This is a genomic window from Burkholderia sp. MSMB1826 (assembly GCF_001526325.1).
In the GTDB taxonomy this organism is placed as follows: domain Bacteria; phylum Pseudomonadota; class Gammaproteobacteria; order Burkholderiales; family Burkholderiaceae; genus Burkholderia.
Genome location: NZ_LOYN01000043.1, coordinates 175,393 through 195,816 on the forward strand (window position 1 = coordinate 175,393; position 20,424 = coordinate 195,816).

The window sequence follows — 20,424 nt, forward strand, 5'->3', positions numbered from 1 at the left end:
AAGTGTCGCAGTAAAACGTTTGTATGCTTTTCGCAATCGTTTGCGCGATAAATCCATATTGATAAGATTCCGCCGTTAATTTCCTGTCAGTTGAAAATGATTCGATATTCGTGTTGCGATCGGACAACGATGGCGGCACTGGACAATGTTTTGTCCTTTGACAGGAGGCCGCGCGCAAGCCGGTGCCGACGAGGAGGGATATGGCAGAGGCGATTATCGGCAAAAAATTCCCTTAATCTTCAAGCGCTTCCGGAAAATCAAAAAGGAGTGCGGATAAAGGATCCGGAATTGAAAGTAAAAAGGAATGAATGAGCTCCTGGAGGAGTGAATCGAACATTGTCAGATGCATTTGACAATGATTTACAGAAATCTTTCGTTGTTATCTCGATAATGCCGCCTCGTGTCGGACGGGAGCCACCACACGCTGCCGTTTTTATCCGCCACGTCGTCCATTCCATTTGCACTCCTTACGGGAAACGTCATGAAAAAACCTCTCCTGACCGCCGTCGCACTCGCGGCCCTGTCCACCTCGGCCCTCGCGGCGGGCACCGGCACGATCAACTTCACGGGCGAGATCGTCGCGGGCGCATGCGGCATCGATGCGAACTCGGTCAACCAGACCGTGCAGCTCGGCAAGGTGCCGACCAACAAGTTCAAGCAAGCCGGCGACAAGTCGGACCCGGTGTCGTTCGACATCAAGCTGACCGACTGCGACACCAGCATCGCGCAGAACGCGTACTTCACGTTCACGGGCACGTCGAGCGCCGGCCAGCCGAAGCTGCTCGCCACGATCGGTTCGGCAACCAACGTCGGCATCCGCCTGCAGTCCGCGTCGGGCGAATACCTCGACAACGGCGCCGAGCAGAAGGCGCCGACGCTGCTGCAGAACGGCACGAACACCGCGCGCTTCGCGGCGATGTACGAAGCGACGGCAGCCGGCGTGACGCCGGGTACCGCCGACGGCGTCGCGAACTTCACGGTCCGCTACCAGTAAGCGTCCGTACCGGAGGAGGGAGGCGTGCGTCCCTTCCTCCTTCGTCTTTCCTCCCGTTTTCCTTCTCCCTGGACTCCCGGTAGCGCCGCGTGCGAATCAGACATTCCTTCCTTTGCGTCTCCGTGCTGGTCGTCGGCAGCCAGAGCCATGCGACGGAATTCAATTCGTCGTTCCTCGACATCGACGGAACGAGCAACGTCGACCTGTCGCAGTTCTCGCAGCCGGACTTCACGTTGCCCGGCGAGTACATGCTCGACGTGCAGGTCAACGACCTGTACCTCGGACTGCAGCCGATCGAATTCGTGACCGTCGATGCGACGGGCGCGGGCAAGCCGTGCCTGCGACCGGAGCTCGTCGCGCGGTTCGGTCTGAAGCCGTCGCTGGTCAAGGATCTGCCGCGCTTTCGGGGCGGTTGCGTCGACCTGGCTGCGATCGAAGGGGCGACCGTGCGTTACCTGAAAAGCGACGGGCGGCTCAAGATCACGATTCCGCAGGCCGCGCTCGAATTCACCGATTCGACTTACCTGCCGCCGGACCACTGGTCCGAAGGGATTCCCGGCGCGATGCTCGACTATCGCGTGATCGCGAACACGAACCGCAACTTCGGTGCGGCCGGCGGGCAGACGAACGCGATCCAGGCCTACGGGACGGTAGGCGCGAACTGGGCGGCGTGGCGCTTGCGCGGCGACTACCAGGCGCAATCGAACGTGGGTAACACGGCGTACGCGGATCGCACGTTCCGCTTCAGCCGGCTTTACGCATTTCGCGCGCTGCCGTCGATCCAGTCGACGGTGACGTTCGGCGACGACTACCTGAGCTCGGACATTTTCGACACGTTTGCGCTGACGGGCGCGTCGATCCGCAGCGACGACCGCATGCTGCCGCCGTCGCTGCGCGGCTATGCGCCTCTGATCTCGGGCGTGGCGCGCACCAACGCGACCGTGACCGTGTCGCAGGCCGGCCGTGTGCTGTACGTGACGCGCGTGTCGCCGGGCGCGTTCGCGCTGCAGAACATCAACACGAGCGTGCAGGGCACGCTCGACGTCGCGGTCGAGGAAGAGGACGGCAGCGTGCAGCGCTTCCAGGTGACGACCGCCGCCGTGCCGTTCCTCGCGCGCACCGGACAGTTGCGCTACAAGGCCGCGGTCGGCAAGCCGCGCCTGTTCGGCGGCGCCGGCATCACGCCGTTCTTCGGTTTCGGCGAAATCGCGTACGGCCTGCCTTTCGACATCACCGCGTATGGCGGCTTCATCGCGGCGTCGGGCTACACGTCGGTCGCACTCGGCGTCGGCCGCGATTTCGGCGCCTTCGGCGCGGTGTCGGCCGACGTCACGCACGCGCGGGCGCGCCTGTGGTGGAGCGGCGCGACACGCAACGGCAACTCGTATCGCATCAACTATTCGAAGCACTTCGACGGGCTCGATGCCGACGTGCGCTTCTTCGGCTACCGCTTCTCCGAGCGCGAGTACACCAACTTCGCGCAATTCTCCGGCGATCCGACGTCGTACGGCCTCGCCAACAGCAAGCAGCGCTATTCGGCGACGATGTCGAAGCGCTTCGGCAATACGTCGACCTATTTCTCGTACGACCAGACGACCTACTGGGCGCGTGCGTCCGAGCAGCGGGTCGGCCTGACGCTCACGCGTGCGTTCTCGATCGGCACGCTGCGCAACCTGAACGTCAGCGTGTCGGCATTCCGCACGCAGAGCGCGGGCGCGAGCGGCAACCAGTTCTCGGTCACCGCGACGCTGCCGATCGGCGGCAACCACACCGTCACGTCGAACCTGACGACGGGCAGCGGCAGCACCAGCGTGAACGCCGGCTACATCTACGACGACCCGGCCGGCCGCACGTACCAGGTCAATGCGGGCGCGACCGACGGCCGCGCGTCGGCGAACGCGAGCTTCCGCCAGCGCACGTCGGCGTACCAGCTCACCGCGCAGGCGTCGACGCTCGCCAACGCGTATGCGGCCGCGTCGCTCGAAGTCGACGGCTCGTTCGTCGCGACGCAGTACGGCGTGTCCGCGCACGCGAACGGCAATGCGGGCGATACGCGGCTGCTGGTGTCGACCGACGGCGTGCCCGGCGTGCCGTTGTCCGGCACGCTCACGCATACCGATTCGCGCGGCTACGCGGTGCTCGACGGCATCTCGCCGTACAACGTGTACGACGCGACCGTCAACGTCGAGAAGCTGCCGCTCGAAGTGCAGGTCACGAATCCGATCCAGCGCATGGTGCTGACCGACGGCGCGATCGGCTTCGTGAAATTTTCCGCGGCGCGCGGCAGCAACCTGTACCTGACGCTGACCGACGCGGCCGGCAAGCCGCTGCCGTTCGGTGCGTCGGTGCAGGACGCGGCGAACGGCAAGGAACTCGGCATCGTGGGCGAAGGCGGCGCGGCGTTCCTGACCCAGGTTCAGCCGAAATCCACGCTGGCGGTGCGGGCGGGCGAACGGACGCTCTGCACGATCGACGCACTGCCGAATTCACTCCAACTCGAAGGCACGCCGATTCCGCTGACGTGCCGGACACCCGGCGAGCCGCATGCGGCGGCCGCACGGGTCGAACGATGATTTCCATGGATCCAGCGATGAAGAACGTTTTCTCCCTTGCTTTCCCGCGGCGCGCGCTGTGCGCGTTCGCGGCCGTCGGTGCGGTGCTGGCAGGCGCCGCGCATGCGGCGATCGTGCCCGACCGCACGCGCGTGATCTTCAACGAAGGCGAGCAGGCCGCGATCGTGACGATCGCCAACAAGAGCACGACGTATCCGTATCTCGTGCAGTCGTGGCTCGAGGATGCGAAGGGCAACAAGATCACGTCGCCGCTGATGGTCGTGCCGCCGCTGCAGCGGGTGGAGGCGAACGAGCGCAACGTGCTGCGGATCGCGAAGCTGCCCGGCGCACAGTTGCCCGCCGATCGCGAAACGGTGTTCTACCTGAACATCCGCGAAGTGCCGCCGAAGACCGACACGCCGAACACGCTGCAGATCGCGCTGCATACGCAGATGAAGCTGTTCTACCGGCCGAAGGCCGTGCAGCCCGCGCGCGACGAGGACTGGACGCTGCCGATGACGCTGCGGGTGGATGCGGCCGCGCACAAGCTGGTGTTCGACAACCCGACGCCGTACCACGTGACGGTGGTCGACATGAGCGCGGGCGCGCAAAAAACGCCGGTGCCGATCGAGCCGACGATGGTGAGCCCGATGAGCACGGCCGACGTGCCGTTCAAGGCGGCGACGCCGTCGACGCTGTTCGTCACGCATATCGACGATTACGGCGGCCAGGTGGCGGTCGAGTATGCGTGCGAGGCCGGTGTGTGCAAGAGCGTGAAGAAATGAGCGGGGGCGCTCGAAGCGGGGTGACGGCGCGGATGCCCAAGTGGCTCCGGTGGTGTGCGCTCGCGCTGTTCGTCGCGCTTGCGCAGCCGGCGTGGGCGTTGAAATGCGTCGCGAACGGCAGCGGCATGTCGCTGACCGAATCGATCGGCAACGTCGCGTCGTATCCGACCGACGCGCCGGACGGCTACGTGATCTGGGTTTCTCCGCCGCGCACGACGACCGGCTATTGCTACAAGGATATTCCCAGGCTGCAGAACTTCCCCGAGCAGGTTTACTTCTACGCGAATCCGGCGATGCAGAATCCGGCGGCATGGGGGCTCGAAGTCGGCATTCGCTACGGTGGCGAAGACCATTACGGGCGCGGCAACCTGCAGGGCGATCGCATCGATACGGGCAGCTCCGTCGGTGTGTGCCATTTGAGCGATTGGGAGGTCGGGCAAGGGCGGTGCCCCAAGGTGCCGATCAGCATCACGTATCAGATCGTCGTGCGCAAGCGCGGAACATGGGTGACGCCGCCGTCGGACGTCTACGCGGTGTTCCAGTTCGACGGCGAACGCGGGCTGAACAGCAACGGGAGCTTCCGCTACTACCTGAGCGGATTGCAAAAGCTCAAGCCGACGCCGTGCACGGTCGACGTGCTGGTCACGCCCGAGCCGGGCATCGTCAATTTCGGGCAGGTGCAGACATCCGGCAACGGCTTCCTGCCGGCCGTGCCGCGCCGGCGGTTTTCGCTGTCGCTGACGAAGAAATGCAGCATCCCGGTGCGCGTCGACGGTTACTTCGAAGCGACGAAAGGCATCGTGCAGAACGGCTTGCTGGTGCCTGACAGCAAGAGCAACTTCGGCATCGGCCTCGAGGACAGCCAGGGCAAGGCGATCGAGTTCAACAAGCAGTTCACGCTCACGCAGTTTCCGGCCAACGTCACGAATCAGAGCGTGTTGCTCGATGCGGTGCTCAAGTCGTTCGGACCACCGAAGATCGGGCCGTTCGATGCGGCCGCAACGATCCGGATTTTCCTGTATTGAGCGTTGTGCGGCATGAGCGGCGTGCGCCGCGGCAACGTGCCGCCTGCGCGGGATTTTCATCAATGTACTGACGGAGGAGAAGGAGATGCATCCGAGACGGAGTGTCGTCGCGGCCGTGCTGGCCGTGTCGGCAATGAGCGCGGCTCACGCGCAGACGGTATCGGCCGGCGGTTATTCGCTGACGGTGATCGGCGACCTGGGTGGGCCGCGCGACGTGCGGTACAACGGCTATGCCGTCAGCGCGGACGGCAAGACGATCGTCGGTTCCTACTGGAGCGACGCGCAGCCCGGCAACGCGATGGCCTTCTCGTGGTCGGCCGCGACGGGCTGGCAGCGGCTCGCCGCGCCGGCGAACGCCTATGACGCGCTGGCACGGACGGTGTCGGCCGATGGGCGGGTGATCGGCGGCTCGATCAGCGCGCGCCAGGCGGAAAGCAGCAACCTCGATCGCTGGGCGGTGCGATGGCCCGGCGACGGTCGCACGCAGAAACTCGTTCCGGATACGGCGGGCCGGGACGCATCGGTCGAAGTCGCGAACCTCGGCGGCACGAGGATGAGCGGCAGCTTTACGACGACAGGCGGCCGGAATGCACGGTTCATGTGGGACCAGCCGAGGGGGTTCCGCGCGTTGCCGTCAGGCGGCGACTATATCGTGCAGCTCCTGTCGATGACTTCGTCCGGGAATGCGGCAGTCGGGTTCGCCGGCAATGTCGACGGCGTGTATGGCTCGCGTGCGCTCCTCTGGACGGAACGAATCGGCGAACGACTGTTGCCGACGATCAACGCAGGCGCGGCCAGAATGGATCTGGCCCATGGCGTGACCGAAGACGAACGGACGATCGCCGGCTCGCTTGGCACCCTGGTGGTCACGCCGGATGGACAACGGGTCGACTCGGAGGCCGTGCTGTGGACGAACGGTGGCGACAGCATCCGGCGGCTCGGTTTTCTCGACGGCGACGACAGCAGCTACGCGTTGTCGATCAGTACGGACGGACAGGTCGTCGTCGGTAGCTCGAGCAACGGCCAGACCGGTGTCGAGCGCGTCTTCGTGTGGACGCCGCAAAGCGGCATGCGCAGCCTCGTTGCGTTGCTCGAAGCGGCCGGCCTGTCGGTCGGCACGCTGAGCCTGACCAACGTGATCGGCGTGTGCCCCGACGGGCAGACCATCACGGGGCAGGGCTATCGCGAAGACGATCCCGACGGGCGGCCGCAGTTCTGGCAAGTGCACATCGATGCGGCAACACTGCGCGCGTTGCGGCCGGCGAGCCCGGGCGCCGACGCATTGCGGGTGCGGACGATGCAGCCGAAGGCGAAGGCGGCGTCGCGCACGCTGGCGGTGCGGCCGAACGCAGCGATGCAGCAAAGCGTCTGCCGTCTGCCCGTCATCCCCGCGCGGCTCGCGCCGTGCCGGCTGCGGTCGTCGGCCGCACGCTAGCGAGCATGGTCGCATGCCGGCGAAGCGATGAAACATGGCGCCGGTTTGCGGCGCCTTGTTGCGTCTACCGCACCCAGCGGCACATCTTGCGATGAGGATGCTCGAAGTGACGCACCCGGTGCGGATGGATTTCGGCGAGGACCCGCGGGAGCACGGCAGCCACCATGACGACGGTTGCTGTTCAGCGATACCGCTGTCGGTCCATTGACCGGGATCGGCGCGACCCGAGCGAACGCGCGCGGCCCGTCGCCGGGGCAACGCCCGGCAGCACGAACAGCCGGACCGTGTCTCGGCCCTACGAAGCCGTTGCTCGAGCAACCTCATCCAGCGACGGCTTCGCACCGGCCCGGTGCCGGCCGACCACCTCACCCAGCCGTTCGAACCGGTACACGAAGGCCGGCGGAAAATTCATCCACGCGACCCCGACCCGCACCGCGCGAACGCGCATGGCTTCCAGATGGCGCGCGGGAATCGGGCAGCGCGGCACATAGGTGAACTGATGGAACGCGCCACCGGCAGCCAGATGGCGCGCAAATGCGCACTGCACGATCGCGACGGCTTGTTCGACCGGCATCGCGACGAGCGGCAACCCGCTCACGATCGCGTGCGCGCGCTGTTCGCCGAAGAAGTCGCCGGTCGTCCCGAGCTCGGCCGCATCCATCTGCATCACCCGCAACGCCGGAAATTGGCGCCGCAGCGCGTTCGCGAACGCGGGATCGGCTTCCACCAACACCAGCCGCTCGCTCGCGACGCCGCGTGCGAGCAGCGCGCGCGTGAACACGCCGGTGCCGGCGCCGAGTTCGATCACGGACGCGCCGTCGCACGGCACCTGTGCGGTGATCAACGCGGCAAGCGCCGGACCGGACGGCGCGAGTGCGCCGACCCGGCGCGGATTGCGCCACCAGCTACGCAGAAACAGCATCCATTCGGGAATTCGCATCGACAGGCTCCTGGAGGGTCGATCGGTCAATGACAGGCGCGGCTAGGCGACCGCTTGCGCGGCGAGATAGCCGGCCGTGATGAACAGCGTGTTCCATAGCGCAATGCCGGCCGCGGCGCCGGACGCGAAACGCGTGAAGCTCGTTTCCAGCAATCCGGCGAGCGCCGGCGCGACGAGCCGGACGAACGGCACCAGTTGCGACCACAGGGCGAGCCGCGTGGGCCGCGCGCGGATGTTTTCGATCAGTGCGTCGATTCTGGCGGGCTGCAGCCGGCCCAGCGGCGCGAGGCGGCGCAGCAGGGTCAGCACGCTGTCTTCCGGCCACAGATTGCCGAGCGCGTAATGAAAGAGGCAGCCGGCGAAACTGCCGAGCACCGTGACGACGATCGCTTCCGGCAAGGTCCACGCGCCTTGCGCACCGGCGATGCCGATCATCGCGAGCAGCACGTGCGACGGCAGCACGGGAATCAGTCGTTCGATCAGCGACAGCCCGGCGAGGCAGACGATGCTGTTGGCGCTGGCAAGGCTCAGCGCGAGGCCGAACGGGACGAGCGTGGCGAACTGGTTCATCGCGCGGCTCCCGTGCGACCCGTGCACGACGAGCACGACGAAGACGACGAACACAACGGACACGACGCGTGCGGCCTTCCATGCCAGAATGGCGCGCACCGGCCCGGCGCGAAGGTGGCGCGCCGCGCCGTCTTGCATCGCAGCAACGAAATCGAAGAACGGAACACGGTCATGGCGGGCCTCTCTGGAAAGCGCCGGATGCATTGCGCCGGCAATGCGGCGATCGATGCGCATCGTGGCCCCTCGGCTTTAAGAAGTTTTTAATCGCGGTCCGTCAGGCTGGCGACCTCGCCAATCGAGGAGCGATATCGATGCATATCCTGCTGGTGGAAGACGATGCGATGCTGGCCGACGCCGTGCGGGCCGGCCTCGCGCAGAACGGCTGGCGCGCGGACTGGTCGGCCGACGTGCCGGCGGCGCGGCTCGCGCTCGTCGGGCACGACTACGACGCGGTGCTGCTCGACCTGCAACTGCCGGGCGCGTCCGGTTTCACGCTGCTGGCCGCGATGCGGGCGAACTACGATGCGACGCCGGTGCTGATCGTGACCGCGCGCGATCAGTTGAGCGACCGTATTCGCGGCCTCGACGCCGGCGCCGACGACTATCTCGTGAAGCCGTTCCAGCTGGACGAGCTGTATGCGCGGCTTCGGGCGCTGACGCGCCGCAGCCAGGGGCGCGTGTCGGAGCGGCTGGTCTGCCGCGATGTCCATGTCGATCCGGCGCGCCGGGAAGTCACGCGCGCCGGTGAACCGGTCGCGTTGAGCATCCACGAATACCGGACGCTGCTCGCGCTGATGGAGCGGCAAGGGCGAGTCGTCACGCGGGCGCAGCTCGAGGAGCGCGTGTACGGCAACGACGGCGCAATCGAAAGCAACACGATCGCGGTGTACATCCATCAATTGCGGCGCAAGCTCGGCGACGAGCTGATCGTGACGGTGCACGGCTTCGGCTATCGCGTCGGGGAGGGCACGGCATGAGGTCGCTGCGCGTACGCCTGCTCGCGACCGTGATGGCGACGGTCGTCGTGTTCTGGGCCGGCTGGGGCGCGTTTCTCGGCATCGGCCTGTGGCGCGAACAGCGCGGCTGGCGCGACGGCTTGCTCGAGGGCGCCGCGCAACTGCTGCTGTTGTCGTTGCCCGATACGATCGATCGTCTGCCCGAAGTGCGCACGCAGGCGGTGTTGCCGAAAACGGCGTACGGCAAATACGACGTCGCGTTCCAGATCTGGGTCGACGGCCGCAATGTCATGCACAGCGCGGATGCGCCGGGGCCGGCGCTCAAGGCCGACATGCGCGACGGATACGGCGTGAGCGCCGGACGCGGTCTCGCGCACGACGAGACCTGGCGGGTTTACTCGCTCGCGGATCCGGCCGGCCGGATTCACGTGCAAACCGGCGGGCCGGCCACGACCTGGCAGGAGAAGGCCAGCAATGCGGTGCAGCTCGGCCTGTTCAATACGGCGGTGATGCTCGCGATGCTGGGCGTGGCGATCTGGTGGGGGATCCGCTGGTCGTTCGGGCCGGTGCGCGAGGTTCAGCGGGCGATCCAGCACAAGGCCGCGTTCGATTTTTCGCCGTTGCCGTTGACGATGCTGCCACGCGAACTCCGGCCGCTCGTCGAATCGTTCAATCGGCTGCTCGCGCGGCTGAGCCAGGCCGTCGATACCGAGCGCCGTTTCATCGGCGATGCGGCGCACGAATTGCGCATTCCGCTGGCGGCGTTGTCGGCGCAGGCGGAAGTGGCATTGCGGGCGGACGATCCGACGGACAAGGACGCCGCGCTGCGCCGGCTGGCAACGGGCGTCGAGCGCAGCGCGCGGCTGTCGGCGCAATTGCTCGAGCTGGCGCGGCTGGATGCCGGCTCGCGTGCGGAGCAGCATGGGCCGGTCGACCTGGCACGGCTGGTTGCGTTGATCGCGAGCGACTTCGATGCGGTCGCGCATGCGCGCGGGCAGACAGTGCGGGTGGCGGTCGAGCCGGTATGCGTGTGGGGCGACCTGGACGAAATCGCGATCGCGGTGCGCAACCTGATCGACAACGCGCTGCGTTACGGCCGCGAAGGCGGACGGGTCGAGATCGCATGCGATGGCGTTGCGGATGCAGGGCGGGTCAGGTTGCGTATCGCGGACGACGGGCCGGGCGTGCCGATCGATCAACGCGAGCGAATCTTCGAACGCTTCTACCGGGTGCCGGGCACCGCGCAGCCGGGAAGCGGCATCGGCCTGTCGCTGGTCGCGCGCATCGCCGAGTCTCATGGCGGGGCGGTCGACGTGACGTCCGGTATCGACGGGCACGGGCTCGCGGTGATCCTGTCGTTTCCGATCTGGCTCGCGCCGGAGCGGTGGCAGCGCTAGCGTGGACGCCGTCAGGCGTCGAAACGAAAAAAAGCGCCGGCAAGCGGCGCTTTCTCGCATCGGCTACGCGACGCTCAACGCACCCAGCGGCACACCTTGTGATGGTGATGCTCGAAGTGACACACGCGGTGCGGATGCGCTTCGGCGATGGCCGGCACGAGCACGGCGGCGGCCACGGCGGCGGCGGTGAGGGTTTTCAGTAGCGTCTTCATGTCGAGGTCCTGTCGTTGAATGAATCAAGAGTGCGCAGCGGCATCACCACTGCGGCCGCTGATCGTCGCGACGGTCGTCACGGCGGTCATCCCGGCGATCGCGGTCGTCGCGCGGGCCGGGGGGATGCCGGGCTTCCCAGTCGCGGCGCTCCCAGTAGCGATTTCCGTCCCAGTAACGATCGCCATGCCAGCCGATCGTGACTTCGGCAGGGCCAGGGTAGGCGACGCGCCCGGCGAGCATCACGCTCGAGAGCGTGCCCACCATGACTGCGGATAACACGATGGATTTCATGTCGTTCTCCCTTGGTAACGGCAAGTGGATCGTACGAGCCCCCAAAATTTCACGTGGTAAGAAGTTGCTACCGCCGATGACACGTGCAGGCGTTTCGTCAGGAACGTGAAAGCATGCGTGCGCGGCGTGCGGGCCGTCCGCGCAGCGCGGATGCGCACCCGTGCGCGCCGACGACGATTCCACCCATTGTTCAGACAAATCCTGATGGTCCAAAGGGTCATCACGTAATCGGATTGAGAATGATTTGCGTTTACGTTAAATTTCCTTATCTCGGAATTTGACGGAGCAGATCGATGGCCATGGCGGAAGTACTCGACCGACCGGCGGCGACAGCGGCAAACCCGTTCCTCGGCAGTTGTCCGGACTTGCCGCCGCGCGCCGCGCCGCGTGCGCGCCGGGCGTCCGAGCCCCGTGCGCAGGGCGCGTTGCTCGACGTGCTGATCGCCCATCGCGCGATGCTCGTCAACGTCGCGCGCGGCTTCGTCGGTTGCGCGAGCCGCGCGGAAGACGTCGTGCACGACGTGTTCGTGAAGCTCGTCGAATTCCCGAACCAGGACGCGGTGCGCCAGCCGGTCGCGTACGTGACGCGAATGGTGCGCAATGCGTCGATCGACGCATGCCGCCGGCAGAGCCTGGAAAACGTCTATCACACGGAAGAGGACGACGGCTTCGACGTGCCGTCGCCCGAGCCGACGCCGGAAGCCGCGCTGATGACGCGCGATACGCTGCGGCGCGTGTGGGCCGCGCTCGACGACCTGCCGGCGCGCAGCCGTGCGGCCTTCGAGATGGTGCGGCTGCGCGAGGAGACGCTGCAGACCGCGGCGCGCGCGCTGAACGTGTCGCAGACGCTCGTGCATTTCATGGTGCGCGACGCGGAGCGCCATTGCGCGGAATGCCTCGACGCATGCCATCGCGGCGTCGCGTGCCCGGTGTTCCTCGGCGGCCGCGCGCGGCGGCGGTAAAAATACGCGCCGGTCAACCGTCTATCAGACAGGAGCGGCCGAATCCGCCGCTTCGCTTCCTTCAACCGCCCAGCGATTTCCGATCATGACGCAAGCCCCGACGCCTTCCGCCGACACCGACGATCTCGTCTATACGGTCGTCATCAACGACGAAGAACAGTATTCGATCTGGCCGACGTTCCGGCTCGTGCCCGCCGGCTGGCGCGAAGTGGGCGTGAGCGGCCCGAAGGCCGATTGTCTCGCGCACATCGAGACCGTCTGGACCGACATGCGCCCGGCGAGCCTGCGCCGCGCGATGGACGGCGAGCGCGCGACGCGCGCGTCGTGATCTGCTGCGCCGCGGGTGCGGCGCCTCACCTGAAGAGGACGTTTGCATGACCCTGCTTTCGTTGCCGACGCTCGACGACCTGCGTATCGAGCCGGGGCTGCCCACCGTCGTGTCGCCGCGCGGCAACGACGGGATGTCGATCGACGACGTCGCGCCGCTGGCGCGCGAGATTGCGGCCGACACGCTCGAACGGGCGGGCGGCGTGCTGTTCACGGGCTTTCGCGTGCCGTCGATCGACGCGTTCCAGCAATTCGCGGCGTCGTTCGGCGATCCGCTGATCGGCTATGAATACGCGTCGACGCCGCGCAGCCAGGTCGAAGGCGCGGTCTACACGTCGACCGAATACCCGCCGCACCGCGCGATTCCGCTGCACAACGAACAGTCGTACACGCGCGAATGGCCGCTGCGCATCTGGTTTCACTGCGCGCTCGCCGCGCCGAAGGGCGGGGCGACGCCGATCGCGGACAGCCGCGCCGTGTACCGTGCGCTCGATCCGGCGCTCGTCGCGCGCTTCGAGAAACGCGAGCTGCTGTACGTGCGCAATTTCGGGCAAGGGCTCGACCTGCCGTGGCAGCAGTCGTTCGGCACCGACGAGCCGGCCGAGGTCGAGCGGATGTGCGCGGCGCGCGGCATCGAGTGCGCGTGGCGCAGCGACGACGACGGCGAACTGCTGCTGCGCACGCGCGAACGCTGCCAGGCCGTCGCGCGCCATCCGCGCACGGGCGAGCGCGTCTGGTTCAACCAGGTGAACCTGTTTCACCTGTCGGCGCTCGACGAAGACATGCAGGAAGCGCTCGTCGACGCGGTCGGGCTCGAGAACGTGCCGCGCAACGTGTACTACGGCGACGGCGAACCGCTCGAGGCCGACGCGCTCGCGCAGATCCGCGGGGTGCTCGACCAGCAGCGCATCGTGTTCCCGTGGCGCACCGGCGACGTGCTGATGCTCGACAACATGCTGAGCGCGCATGCACGCGACCCGTTCGAGGGGCCGCGCAAGGTCGTCGTCGCGATGGCGCAGAGTTACACGGTCCCGCGCGACCGAACGGAGGATCGATGACGCGTAGTACCGCCGCGCTTGCCGCGCGCGGGCTGTCGGTGGGATATCGCGACCATGTCGTGATCGACGGGCTCGACCTGTCGATCGCGGCCGGCCGCGTCACCGCGCTGTGCGGGCCGAACGGCTGCGGCAAGAGCACGCTGCTGCGCACGCTGGCGGGCCTGCAGCCCGCGCGTGCCGGCCATGTCGAAGTGAACGGCAAGCCCCTTGCATCGTTTCGCCGTCGCGCGCTCGCGCGCGAGCTGACGATGCTCGCGCAGTTCAACCAGATTCCGTCGGGCCTCACGGTGCGCGAGCTCGTCGCGTACGGGCGCTATGCGTACGGCGGCTTCCTGCGCGGCCTGTCGCGGATCGATCATGCGGCAATCGACGAGGCGCTCGAGACGAGCGGCCTCGCCGACGATGCGCAGCGCGACGTCGGCGCGCTGTCGGGCGGCGAGCGCCAGCGCGCGTGGATCGCGATGGCGCTCGCGCAGCAGGCGCCGATCGTGCTGCTCGACGAACCGACGACCTATCTCGACATTCATCACCAGCTCGACATCCTCGATGCGCTGCGTGCGCTGAACCGCGCGCGCGGGCTGACGATCGTGTGGGTGCTGCACGACCTGAACCAGGCGGCCGCGTACAGCGACGAGATCGTGCTGATGCGCGCGGGCCGCCTCGTCGCGCAGGGCACGCCCGACGCGATGCTCGACCCGGCGCGGCTGCGCGCGGCGTTCGGCGTCGAGATGCTGAAGCTCGCGCATCCGCGCACGGGCGCACCGATGTGCGTGCCGGCCTACGGGCCGTCGACCGACGGCGCGGCGCAGGCGGCCGGCGTCTTCGACCGGGATCTCGCCGTATGACGACGTTCGCGATGCGCAAGCGCCTCGCGGCGACGGGCCACGGAGCGACGACGGGGCGGGCCGGCGCGATCGCGTTCTGCCTCGTCGCGCTGATCGCGCTGCTCGCGGCGCTGCGGATTGCCCCCGATCTGCGCGTGTGGTGGGGCGCGGCGCCCGGCAGCGATGCCGCGTCGCTCGCGCACGTATTCCTGTTCGATCTCAATCTGCCGCGCGTCGCGGCCGCGCTCGTCGCCGGCGGCTGCCTCGGCATCGCCGGCGCGCTGTTCCAGTCGCTCACGCGCAATCCGCTCGCGTCGCCCGACCTGCTCGGCGTGACGGGCGGCGCCCAGCTCGGCCTGCTCGCGGCGATGCTCGTGCCGGCGCTGGCGGGCGTCGCGTCGGTGCCGCTGCTGTTCGTGTGCGGGCTCGCCGCGGCCGCGTGCGCGATCGTCGCGGCGGGCGGCTGGCGCGCGACGCCGTTGCGGCTCGTGCTCGCGGGCAGCGTGTGCATGCTGCTGTTCGCCGCACTGTCGACACTCGTGCTCGCGTTCTTCGAGCAGAACATCGCGGGCGCCGCGCTGTGGACCAACGGCAGCCTGTACCAGCCGGGCGCGACGGGCCTCGCGCTCGCCGCGCGCTGGCTCGTCGTGCCGCTGATCGCGCTGCCGTTCGTGATCCGGCCGCTGAATCCGCTCACGCTCGGCGACGATGCGGCGGCCGCGGCCGGCGTGCGCGTCGATGCGACGCGACTCGCCGCGACGATCGTCGCGGTCGCGTTCACGAGCGTGGCCGTCAGCATCGCCGGCCCGCTGTCGTACGTCGGCCTCGTCGCGCCGAACCTGCTGCGCCAGGTGCGCGGCGCGCGCGCGGCCCGGCTCGGCGTGCTGGTGCCGCTGTCGGCGCTCGCCGGCGGCGCGCTCGTGCTCGTCACCGACAGCGCGGTGCTCGCGTCGGGCCTCGACGCGACGCTGTCGACCGGCGTCGCGATCGCACTGGTCGGTACGCCGCTGATGCTCGCGATGATCCGGCGCGGCGCCGCGTGGTCGGGCGTGCTGCACGCGGATGCCGAACGCGCGGCGGGCGGCGGCGCGACGCGGCTCGTCGGCTGGCTCGAACGACTCGACTGGCCGCTGCGCACCGCGCTGTTCGTCGCGACGGGCGGGCTGGTGGTGTTGATCGGCGTGTCGGCCGGGCCGGAGTGGCTGTCGCCCGCGCGCTGGTTGGCCGCGCTGTCCGGTCACGATGCGCTCGCACGCATGCTGATCGACCTGCGCCTGCCGCGCCTGCTGTGCGCACTGCTCGCCGGCGCGCTACTTGCCGTCAGCGGTGTCGCGATGCAGAGCGTCGTGCGCAATCCGCTCGCAGGCCCCGAAGTGCTCGGCGTCACGCAGGGCGCGGGGCTCGTCACGCTGTTCGCGTTGTCGACGTGGCCGCTGATGGGCCACGTGACGCTTGCCGCCGCCGCGCTGATCGGCGGCGGGCTGTCGCTCGCGATCACGCTCGCGCTGAATCACCGGCATCGCTACGCGCCGCTCGCGGTCGCGCTGACGGGCATCGTGATCGGCGCGTTGTGGACCACGCTCGCGCAATGGCTGATCACGCAGGAAAGCGTGCAGCCCGCGCGCTTCGTCGTGTGGCTCGTCGGCGGCACGTATGGCCGCAGTTGGGGCGAGGTGTCGATGCTGTTGCCGTGGTGCGCGCTCGCGGTGCCGGTGTTCGCGTGGCTCGCGAAACCGCTCGACATGCTCGCGCTCGGCGACGACCAGGCCGCTGCGCTCGGCCTGCCGGTGGCGGCGCTGCGGCCGCTCGCGCTGACGATCGCGACGCTTGCCGCGTGCGCGGCGGTCGCGGCGGTCGGGCCGGTCGGCTTCATCGGGCTGATGGCGCCGCACGTCGCGACGATGCTCGGCGCGCGCCGGCATCGCACGCGGCTGTGGCTCGCGGCGGCGTGCGGCGCGTTGATCCTCGGCGCCGCGGATCTCGCGGCGCGCATCGTCGTCGCGCCGCGCGAAGTGCCGGCCGGCGTGCTCACTGCGCTGATCGGCGCACCGTACCTGCTCGGGCTGCTGATTCTCGAGGGGCGCCGCGCCCGGCGCGCGGGGCGATGACGCCGTCGCTCGACGGCGCGCGTGCCACGCGCTTTTCGGCGTTCGCGCCGCAACCGTTCGCCGAACACCTCGACGTCGTGTGGCTCGGCATGCCCGACGATGCACACGCGCCGGGCCGCATCGTCGTGCCCGTCAGCGCGTTGCCTGCGCACCGCGACGCCGTGCTCGGCGCGATGGTCGACCATTACGGCGGCGATCCGACGCAGCATGCGCGTGCGCTGATGTCGCAGTGGAGCAAATACTATTTCGGCCGCGCGGCGCCGGCCGGCGTCGTCGCCGCGCTCACGCTCGGCCGGCCGCTCGACATGACGCCCGAGCGCACGTTCGTCGCGCTCGACGACGGGATGCCGGCCGCGCTGTATTTCGCGAGCGATGCGCTCGGTGCGCCGTGCGACGATCCCGAGCCGCGCTATGCGGGGTTCGTCGCGCATCTCGGCGCGGTGATCGACCTGCTCGCTGCGATGGGGCGCGTCACGCCGCGCGTGCTGTGGAGCAACGCGGGCAATCTGCTCGACTATCTGCTCGATACGTATCGTTCGCTGCCGTGCGCGGCGGATCCCGTTCGCGACGCGAGCTGGCTGTTCGGTTCGACCTGCGTGCACGGCGAGCCGAATCCGTTGCGCATGCCCGTGCGCGACGCGCTGCCGCGCTCGCCGCTGCTGCCGACGCCGTTTCGCGCGCGCCGCGTGTGCTGCCTGCGCTACGAAATTCCTGGAGAAACGCAACTGTGTGGAAGCTGCCCCCTGCTACTGACGATGGACGACGCGGCGCTGGCCGAGCAGGACGCGATCCGGTGACGCGCCCCGGCCGCCGGCACGCGCTCGGTGCACTCGCCGCGCTCGGCGCCGCGTGCTGCGGCGCGTTGTCCGCATCGGCGGCCGCCGTTTCCGCGGCCGGGGGCGCAAGCGGTACGCAAGGCGCCGTGTCGTTGGCCGGCAATCCCGTCGTGTCGCAGGCCAGCGCGACGATGCCCGTGCGGCCGCAGCGCGTGGTCGCGCTCGACTTCATGTTCGCGGAAAGCGTGATCGCGCTCGACATCGTGCCGGTCGGGATGGCCGATACGGCGTTCTACCCGGGCTGGCTCGGCTACCGGAGCGAGCAGCTCGCGCGCGTGACCGACGTCGGCTCGCGGCAGGAGCCCGGGCTCGAGGCGATCGCGGCGGTCAAGCCGGATCTCGTCATCGGCGTCGGTTTCCGGCATGCGCCGATCTTCGACGCGCTCGACCGGATCGCGCCGACGATCCTGTTCCAGTTCAGCCCGAACGTGTCGGACGGCGGCGTGCCGGTCACGCAGCTTGACTGGATGCGGCAGATCTTCCGGACGATCGGCACGGTGACGGGGCGCGACGCGCGCGCGCAGGCAGTCGAAGCGCAACTCGACGCCGGCATCGCGCGCAATGCGGCGCGGCTTGCGGCCGCGGGCCGCACCGGCGAGCGCGTCGCGCTGCTGCAGGATCTCGGCTTGCCCGATCGTTACTGGGCCTATACGGGCAACAGTACGTCCGCGGGCCTCGCGCGGGCGCTCGGGCTCGATCCGTGGCCGAAGAAGCCGACGCGGGAAGGCACGCTGTACGTGACGTCGGCCGATCTGCTGCGGCAGCACGATCTCGCCGTGCTGTTCGTGACCGCGTCGGGGATGGACGTGCCGTTGTCGGCCAAACTCGATTCGCCGGTGTGGCGTTTCGTGCCCGCGCTGAAGGCGCACCGGATCGCGCTGATCGAGCGCAACATCTGGGGATTCGGCGGCCCGATGTCGGCGCTGAAGCTGGCCGACGTGATGACCGACACGATGCTGAAGCTGCCGCCCGTGCGCTGAGCGCGCGGAGGATGCCGCCGGGGGCAGTCGCTGGGGCCGCCGCGTGAACTGGCAGGTCGCCGTGTTCGCTTGACGATGCGTGGCTTCCGCCTTTTTCTCTTCTCCACGCGTGAGCCGATTCCCTGCCGAAACGACAATCGCCGACACACTGCCAATGCAGCGTGTCGGCGATTTTTCGATCGACCGTCGCGTTACGCGCTCAGCGCATCGACGCCATCCTGCGCACGCAGTCGCGCCGGTTGCGTGTCGCTGACGATGCGCCCGTTGTCGAGCTTCAGCAGACGGTCGGCGAGATCGAAGTAGCGGTCGTCGTGCGTGATCACGATCACGGCCTTGCCGCGCGCGCGCAGCTCGGGCAGCAATTGCTCGTAGAACACGGCCTTGAACGACGGATCCTGGTCGGCCGCCCATTCGTCGAACAGGTAGAACGGACGATCCTCCAGATACGCGACGACGAGCGCGAGCCGCTTGCGCTGCCCGGTCGACAGCGCGCGCGTCGAGAACGCGCCGTCGACCACCTTCACCTTGTGGTCGAGCGCGAGTTTCGCGACGAGCGCGTTCGCCCGCGCGTCGGCCTGCGCGCGCGACGGATCGTCGGGGTCGACGATGCCGAGCAGCGCATCGAACAGATGGAAATCGTTGAACACCGCGCTGAAGCGCTGCCGGTAGGCCGCGCGCTCGCGCCAGCCGATCGTGCGGCCGTCGACCTCGATCGTGCCTTGCTCGGGCTCGTAGAGCCCCGTCAGCACCTTGGCGAGCGTCGTCTTGCCGCTGCCGTTGCCGCCGACGATGAACACGAGCTCGCCCGGCCTGATCGTCAGGTCGATCGGCCCGATGCTGAACATCCGTTCGTCGCGCTCGTGGAAATACGCGTGCGTGACGCCACGCAGCGTGACGGCGCCGGCCGGCGGCACGTCGGGTGCGTCGGCCGCGGGCGGCATCGTGCGCAGCGCGCCGAATTCGGCCATCACGCCTTCGATCCGCGTGAGCGACACGCGCGCCGCGTTGACGGTCGGCAGGTTGTTCAGCAGGCCGTCGAGCGGCACGAGCATGAACAGGAACACGACGACGTAGCCGGCGGCCGCGGCCGGGTCGGCATGCACGCCGAGCTGCGGCCAGAACGACGCGACGCCGAGGAACACGTAGAACAGGAAGATGATCCAACCGACCCCGACCGCATACGCGCTGAACGCGCGGCGGCGGTGGTCGCGCACCTCGCCGATCGCGGCGCCGAGCTGGCCGTCGACGAACTGGCGGGCGCGCGCATCGTGCAGCTTCAGCTCCTTCGCGCCGGAGAACAGCGAGCCGAGATAGCCGAACAGGCGGTCCTGCGCGTGGCCCGCGGCTTCGAGCGACGCGATCGCGCGGCGGTCGCCGGTGTGATAGCCGAGCGAGCCGGCGACGATCGCGGCCAGCGCCAGCACGCACACGGGCCAGGACAGCCACGCCAGATAGCCGAGGCAGCCGAACACGATCGAGCCGTGCATGACCAGGTTCGGCAACGCGAAGAACAGCATCGACACGTTGGTCGCGTCGTCGGTCAGCACCGACTGCACGGGGGCGGCGCCGATTCGCTCGATGTCGCGCAATTCGGCCGCGCCGACGCGCCGCGCCAGATGCACGCGCAGCCGCGCCATCGTGTCCTGCGACAGGCGGGCAAACAGCGTGCCCGACACGATCCGCGTGACGAGCGCGATCACCGCGCACAGCGCGAAGCGCCACGCGAGCGATGCATCGGCTGCCGCCGGTTGGGACAGCGCGCGGTTCAGCGTCGCGACGAGCAGCACGCTCGCGACGCCGTTCAGCACGCACGCGGTGAGCGCCAGCGCGAGCGACACGCGGCTTTCGCGCAGCAGCGCAAGGATCAGGCGCGCCGCGGGGCGGGCGGGGGAAGCGTCGAGGGACGGCGGGGAAGAAGGCTCGTGGGCGGCTGTCATCGGCAACGTCGGTAAAGGGAAGGCAGGCAATAACGCAAAAACGGCAAATCCGGCGCGAACGCAGCGGGCGGGACCGGCCCCGTTGCGGCGTTCCTGCCTGATAGACGAACGGGCCGCGCAAATATTTAGCCCGATCGTCAAAAAAACGGTCGCGCGCACTTTGCGGGCAAAACGGTAAAAAATCGGCCGCGTCGTTCGTCACACCAGTGAAGCCGCCCCAAGCGGCCCCGAGAC

General features: G+C 68.4%; 19 protein-coding genes. 14 read left to right on the plus strand and 5 right to left on the minus strand.

The annotated features are described in order from the left end of the window. The first annotated feature begins 481 nt into the window (after positions 1-481). The 5 genes from WS95_RS24535 to WS95_RS24555 all read left to right on the plus strand — a co-directional run bounded on the left by WS95_RS24535 (position 482) and on the right by WS95_RS24555 (position 6,791). Positions 482-994: a fimbrial protein gene (locus tag WS95_RS24535; RefSeq protein WP_059826606.1), complete on the plus strand. Its 513-nt coding sequence runs from the start codon at positions 482-484 to the stop codon at positions 992-994. Between the two features lie 122 nt (positions 995-1,116). After that, positions 1,117-3,567, plus strand: a complete 2,451-nt coding sequence (locus WS95_RS24540; protein ID WP_059826608.1) for a fimbria/pilus outer membrane usher protein — start codon at positions 1,117-1,119, stop codon at positions 3,565-3,567. Between the two features lie 17 nt (positions 3,568-3,584). Then, positions 3,585-4,331 (plus strand): fimbrial biogenesis chaperone, encoded by a 747-nt coding sequence (locus WS95_RS24545; RefSeq protein WP_059826610.1) that lies wholly within the window; start codon positions 3,585-3,587, stop codon positions 4,329-4,331. After that, positions 4,328-5,356 (plus strand): fimbrial protein, encoded by a 1,029-nt coding sequence (locus WS95_RS24550; protein ID WP_059826612.1) that lies wholly within the window; start codon positions 4,328-4,330, stop codon positions 5,354-5,356. Before WS95_RS24545 ends, WS95_RS24550 begins: the two co-directional genes overlap by 4 nt. Positions 5,357-5,441: 85 nt before the next feature. After that, complete coding sequence (locus WS95_RS24555) at positions 5,442-6,791, plus strand: hypothetical protein (protein ID WP_059826613.1); 1,350 nt, start codon at positions 5,442-5,444, stop codon at positions 6,789-6,791. A 295-nt stretch (positions 6,792-7,086) separates the two neighbouring features. Here the strand turns inward: WS95_RS24555 and WS95_RS24560 are convergent, their stop codons facing one another. After that, positions 7,087-7,731 carry a class I SAM-dependent methyltransferase gene (locus WS95_RS24560; protein WP_156444574.1) on the minus strand — a complete coding sequence of 215 codons (645 nt, stop codon included), beginning with the start codon at positions 7,729-7,731 and terminating at the stop codon, positions 7,087-7,089. A 42-nt stretch (positions 7,732-7,773) separates the two neighbouring features. After that, positions 7,774-8,400, minus strand: a complete 627-nt coding sequence (locus WS95_RS24565; RefSeq protein WP_257139939.1) for a DedA family protein — start codon at positions 8,398-8,400, stop codon at positions 7,774-7,776. A 212-nt stretch (positions 8,401-8,612) separates the two neighbouring features. Here WS95_RS24565 and WS95_RS24570 point away from each other — a divergent pair, with 212 nt between their 5' ends. Both WS95_RS24570 and WS95_RS24575 read left to right on the plus strand, forming a co-directional pair. Further along, the gene (locus WS95_RS24570; protein ID WP_059785671.1) at positions 8,613-9,278 is read left to right on the plus strand and encodes a response regulator transcription factor; all 666 of its coding nucleotides are present in this window, start codon (positions 8,613-8,615) and stop codon (positions 9,276-9,278) included. Then, the gene (locus tag WS95_RS24575; RefSeq protein WP_059826615.1) at positions 9,275-10,654 is read left to right on the plus strand and encodes an ATP-binding protein; all 1,380 of its coding nucleotides are present in this window, start codon (positions 9,275-9,277) and stop codon (positions 10,652-10,654) included. Before WS95_RS24570 ends, WS95_RS24575 begins: the two co-directional genes overlap by 4 nt. A gap of 74 nt (positions 10,655-10,728) precedes the next feature. On the opposite strand, the gene WS95_RS35400 is transcribed toward WS95_RS24575, so the two are convergent. Both WS95_RS35400 and WS95_RS24580 read right to left on the minus strand, forming a co-directional pair. Further along, positions 10,729-10,866 (minus strand): HHHH-motif protein, encoded by a 138-nt coding sequence (locus WS95_RS35400; protein ID WP_014897078.1) that lies wholly within the window; start codon positions 10,864-10,866, stop codon positions 10,729-10,731. Between the two features lie 43 nt (positions 10,867-10,909). Continuing rightward, entirely contained in the window at positions 10,910-11,158 is a 249-nt protein-coding gene (locus WS95_RS24580) for a hypothetical protein (protein ID WP_059826616.1), read from the minus strand. A gap of 293 nt (positions 11,159-11,451) precedes the next feature. Between WS95_RS24580 and WS95_RS24585 the strand changes: the two genes are divergently transcribed. The 7 genes from WS95_RS24585 (at position 11,452) to WS95_RS24615 (ending at position 18,253) form a co-directional block, all read left to right on the plus strand. Continuing rightward, positions 11,452-12,120, plus strand: coding sequence for an RNA polymerase factor sigma-70 (locus WS95_RS24585; RefSeq protein ID WP_059785676.1), 669 nt, complete (start codon positions 11,452-11,454; stop codon positions 12,118-12,120). 85 nt (positions 12,121-12,205) lie between these two features. Further along, positions 12,206-12,448, plus strand: coding sequence for an MbtH family protein (locus tag WS95_RS24590; protein ID WP_059826617.1), 243 nt, complete (start codon positions 12,206-12,208; stop codon positions 12,446-12,448). 46 nt (positions 12,449-12,494) lie between these two features. Beyond that, positions 12,495-13,505: a TauD/TfdA family dioxygenase gene (locus WS95_RS24595; RefSeq protein ID WP_059826619.1), complete on the plus strand. Its 1,011-nt coding sequence runs from the start codon at positions 12,495-12,497 to the stop codon at positions 13,503-13,505. Beyond that, positions 13,502-14,350 (plus strand): ABC transporter ATP-binding protein, encoded by an 849-nt coding sequence (locus tag WS95_RS24600; protein ID WP_034207281.1) that lies wholly within the window; start codon positions 13,502-13,504, stop codon positions 14,348-14,350. The genes WS95_RS24595 and WS95_RS24600 overlap by 4 nt, the downstream gene beginning before the upstream one ends. Continuing rightward, positions 14,347-16,437, plus strand: a complete 2,091-nt coding sequence (gene fhuB / locus WS95_RS24605) for a Fe(3+)-hydroxamate ABC transporter permease FhuB (protein WP_059826622.1) — start codon at positions 14,347-14,349, stop codon at positions 16,435-16,437. The genes WS95_RS24600 and fhuB overlap by 4 nt, the downstream gene beginning before the upstream one ends. Beyond that, a complete protein-coding gene (gene fhuF, locus WS95_RS24610) occupies positions 16,434-17,234 on the plus strand; it encodes a siderophore-iron reductase FhuF (RefSeq protein ID WP_059826625.1) in 801 nt (266 codons plus the stop codon). Before fhuB ends, fhuF begins: the two co-directional genes overlap by 4 nt. Next, on the plus strand, positions 17,231-18,253 hold the full coding sequence (locus WS95_RS24615) for an ABC transporter substrate-binding protein (protein WP_059826627.1): 1,023 nt from the start codon (positions 17,231-17,233) through the stop codon (positions 18,251-18,253). Before fhuF ends, WS95_RS24615 begins: the two co-directional genes overlap by 4 nt. Before the next feature lie 191 nt (positions 18,254-18,444). Here WS95_RS24615 and WS95_RS24620 read toward each other — a convergent pair whose 3' ends face one another. After that, positions 18,445-20,190: a cyclic peptide export ABC transporter gene (locus tag WS95_RS24620; protein ID WP_059785696.1), complete on the minus strand. Its 1,746-nt coding sequence runs from the start codon at positions 20,188-20,190 to the stop codon at positions 18,445-18,447. Between the last annotated feature and the right edge of the window lie 234 nt (positions 20,191-20,424).

Coding starts and splice junctions, on each gene's coding strand:
- WS95_RS24580 (WP_059826616.1), bottom strand. CDS start 11,158: ATGAAATCCATCGTGTTATCCGCAGTCATGGTGGGCACGCTCTCGAGC.
- WS95_RS24535 (WP_059826606.1), top strand. CDS start 482: ATGAAAAAACCTCTCCTGACCGCCGTCGCACTCGCGGCCCTGTCCACC.
- fhuB (WP_059826622.1), top strand. CDS start 14,347: ATGACGACGTTCGCGATGCGCAAGCGCCTCGCGGCGACGGGCCACGGA.
- WS95_RS24550 (WP_059826612.1), top strand. CDS start 4,328: ATGAGCGGGGGCGCTCGAAGCGGGGTGACGGCGCGGATGCCCAAGTGG.
- WS95_RS24620 (WP_059785696.1), bottom strand. CDS start 20,190: ATGACAGCCGCCCACGAGCCTTCTTCCCCGCCGTCCCTCGACGCTTCC.
- WS95_RS24600 (WP_034207281.1), top strand. CDS start 13,502: ATGACGCGTAGTACCGCCGCGCTTGCCGCGCGCGGGCTGTCGGTGGGA.
- WS95_RS24595 (WP_059826619.1), top strand. CDS start 12,495: ATGACCCTGCTTTCGTTGCCGACGCTCGACGACCTGCGTATCGAGCCG.
- WS95_RS24570 (WP_059785671.1), top strand. CDS start 8,613: ATGCATATCCTGCTGGTGGAAGACGATGCGATGCTGGCCGACGCCGTG.
- WS95_RS24555 (WP_059826613.1), top strand. CDS start 5,442: ATGCATCCGAGACGGAGTGTCGTCGCGGCCGTGCTGGCCGTGTCGGCA.
- WS95_RS24590 (WP_059826617.1), top strand. CDS start 12,206: ATGACGCAAGCCCCGACGCCTTCCGCCGACACCGACGATCTCGTCTAT.
- WS95_RS24585 (WP_059785676.1), top strand. CDS start 11,452: ATGGCCATGGCGGAAGTACTCGACCGACCGGCGGCGACAGCGGCAAAC.
- WS95_RS24545 (WP_059826610.1), top strand. CDS start 3,585: ATGAAGAACGTTTTCTCCCTTGCTTTCCCGCGGCGCGCGCTGTGCGCG.
- WS95_RS24560 (WP_156444574.1), bottom strand. CDS start 7,731: ATGCGAATTCCCGAATGGATGCTGTTTCTGCGTAGCTGGTGGCGCAAT.
- WS95_RS24575 (WP_059826615.1), top strand. CDS start 9,275: ATGAGGTCGCTGCGCGTACGCCTGCTCGCGACCGTGATGGCGACGGTC.
- WS95_RS35400 (WP_014897078.1), bottom strand. CDS start 10,866: ATGAAGACGCTACTGAAAACCCTCACCGCCGCCGCCGTGGCCGCCGCC.
- fhuF (WP_059826625.1), top strand. CDS start 16,434: ATGACGCCGTCGCTCGACGGCGCGCGTGCCACGCGCTTTTCGGCGTTC.